This is a genomic window from Collinsella aerofaciens (assembly GCF_025289055.1).
In the GTDB taxonomy this organism is placed as follows: domain Bacteria; phylum Actinomycetota; class Coriobacteriia; order Coriobacteriales; family Coriobacteriaceae; genus Collinsella.
In genome coordinates this window covers 1-1830 of the sequence record NZ_JAESIQ010000012.1, presented here as the reverse complement: position 1 = coordinate 1830, position 1830 = coordinate 1, and the positions used below count along the sequence as shown (strand labels likewise).

General features: G+C 53.9%; 3 protein-coding genes. All 3 read left to right on the top strand.

Features of this window, described 5'->3' with window-relative positions; genetic code table 11:
* The first annotated feature begins 217 nt into the window (after positions 1-217).
* The 3 genes from infC to rplT are packed head-to-tail and all read left to right on the top strand — an operon-like array spanning position 218 to position 1417.
* Entirely contained in the window at positions 218-787 is a 570-nt protein-coding gene (infC, locus tag JMJ97_RS04800; protein ID WP_260699347.1) for a translation initiation factor IF-3, read from the top strand.
* Between the two features lie 32 nt (positions 788-819).
* Positions 820-1011, top strand: coding sequence for a 50S ribosomal protein L35 (gene rpmI, locus JMJ97_RS04795; RefSeq protein ID WP_006234422.1), 192 nt, complete (start codon positions 820-822; stop codon positions 1009-1011).
* 46 nt (positions 1012-1057) lie between these two features.
* Positions 1058-1417 carry a 50S ribosomal protein L20 gene (rplT, locus tag JMJ97_RS04790; RefSeq protein ID WP_006234421.1) on the top strand — a complete coding sequence of 120 codons (360 nt, stop codon included), beginning with the start codon at positions 1058-1060 and terminating at the stop codon, positions 1415-1417.
* The last annotated feature ends 413 nt before the right edge of the window (positions 1418-1830 follow it).

The following is a 1830-nucleotide window of genomic DNA, read 5'->3' as shown; positions in this document are numbered from 1 at the left end:
GCCCCCTTTTTCGTGTACGTAATGTGATAACGCGCTGTACGTGTTATTATTCGCAAGGCGTTGTTCCCGCAATGCCCTAAAGAGGAACCCGAGGGTTCCCACCTTTTGGCGCCAATGAGCAGCTGACTGGTCATACAACTTAGATTCCCTTCCTCAAATCGAGGAACTCTATGTGTACGACCTGGTTGCTGAGAAGCGCCGGGTTATTTTTTTATGAATGGAGGTAGGGAAAATAGCTAAGTCTGATGACACCCGCATCAACGACGAGATCACTGCATCTTCGTGCCGTTTGATTGGCGTCGATGGCTCTCAGCTCGGCCTGTTCGCCATCCGCGATGCCCAGCGCGTCGCCGACGATCAGGGTCTCGACCTAGTCGAGATCGCTCCCAACGCGGAGCCGCCGGTCTGCAAGGTCATGGACTACGGTAAGTTCAAGTACCAGCAGGCCATGAAGGCCAAGGCTGCTCGTAAGAACCAGTCCAAGGTCGAGGTCAAGGAAATGAAGTTCCGACCCAAGATCGACGTTGGCGACTACGAGACCAAGAAGGGCCACGTTCTGCGTTTCCTCAAGAAGGGCGCACGCGTTAAGGTCACCATCATGTTCCGCGGCCGTGAGATGGCTCACCCGGAGCAGGGCCTTAACGTTCTCGAGCGTCTCGCCGAGGATCTCAAGCCTTACGCTACGGTCGAGTCCAAGCCTAAGATGGAAGGCCGTAACATGCTTATGCTGCTCGCCCCGATTAAGGGCGCCTTCGATGAGGATAAAGCGGCAAGCGATACCAAGTAACTAGTGTTCTGTAACCGATTAAGGAGTATTTCATGCCTAAGATGAAGTCCCACAGCGGCACCAAGAAGCGTTTCCGCAAGACTGGTACCGGCAAGCTTATGCGCGCCAAGGCTTTCAAGAGCCACATCCTGAGCAAGAAGTCCACCAAGCGTAAGCGTGGCTTCCGTCAGGAGACCGAGATCGCCGCTGCCGACCGCAAGGTCATCAAGTCGCGTCTCGCCTAAGTTCGCGTTCCCGTTTTTCGTTTTACCGTCTAGGAGTTGATAGAACATGGCACGTATTAAGCGCGCTGTTGCCGCCAAGAAGAAGCGCCGTACCGTTATGCATCGTGCGAAGGGTTACTACGGTGCCGCTTCGCGTACTTACAAGCATGCTAAAGAGCAGGTCCAGCACTCCCTGCAGTATCAGTATCGTGATCGCCGCAACAAGAAGCGCGAGATCCGTTCTCTCTGGATCACCCGTATCAACGCTGCTGCTCGCCTGAACGACATCTCTTACTCTCAGTTCATGCACGGCCTGAAGGTTGCCGGCATCGAGCTCGACCGCAAGGTCCTGGCTCAGATGGCTTACGAGGACATCGAGTCCTTCAACGAGCTGGCTACCATCGCCAAGAAGGCTCTCGAGGCCTAATAGATTCTCTTGAATCGCTAGGGGAGTGTCGCGTTGTGCGCGGCGCTCCCTCTTTTTATCTGAAGCGCTGGTTTATATAGCAAAAGCGCGGGTAGATAGACACTTACAGGTGACCGATCTTTATACATCTCTTAACCGAAGGGTCATCATCTGATACGTGCAGTATTTCTGCACCAGCCTTTCTATGACTTATATAGGAAGCAATGTATTGTGTAGGACTTGTGAAGAGTGGAATTGACGTCCCACAGGGCTTCGCGGTCTGGCAATATATCTCCTTGCCGCGCGGCCCGGTGGAACCGGATGAGCCGCGGGGCGTGCACCTTGAGAACCGGATACTGCGAGGATGGACACACCAGATGTGTCGCATCCGGGCAGACATCGAACCATTTGAAATGGTCTAACTTGGATTTGTT